1 protein-coding gene is annotated in these 543 nt (G+C 62.6%); it reads left to right on the plus strand.

The features are described from left to right. The coding region (locus AC1DU6_RS35455) for an outer membrane protein (RefSeq protein ID WP_477863281.1) at nt 1-543 on the plus strand (543 nt) is incomplete at both ends.

The following is a 543-nucleotide window of genomic DNA, read 5'->3' on the forward strand; positions in this document are numbered from 1 at the left end:
ATGAAGACATTTGCTGCTGCGATCCTCGCGCTGGCGTTGGGGTCTGTAACGGCCTCGGCCGCGGACTTGCCGGCCCGCAGCTATACCAAGGCTGCACCGCTCGCCGTGCCCGCCGCCTATGACTGGTCCGGCTTCTATATCGGCGCGAATGGCGGCGGCGGCGGCGGCCAGTCGTGCTGGACCTTGGTTTTGATCCAACAAAACGACGGCTGCTTCAATGTGAGCGGAGGTTTGGCGGGCGGCCAGATCGGTTACAACTGGCAATGGAGCCGCGCTGTACTCGGCCTGGAAGTGTCGGGGGATTGGGCAAATCTGACGGGAAGCGCCATCCCCAGTGTGGGACTACAGCGAACCGATCACTCTCATGTTTCCAGCATCGTCATGGCGACAGCGCGTGCTGGCTATGCCTGGGACCGCTCCCTGCTCTACATCAGAGGCGGCGCAGCCTGGGTGCACGAAAACTATTCCGTCACATGCAACGGGACCACCGCGACCGGCAATTGTAGGCCCATTGGCGCAACGTCGCGTAGCGCGAGTGAGACT

The organism is Roseateles sp. P5_B10 (assembly GCF_056400485.1).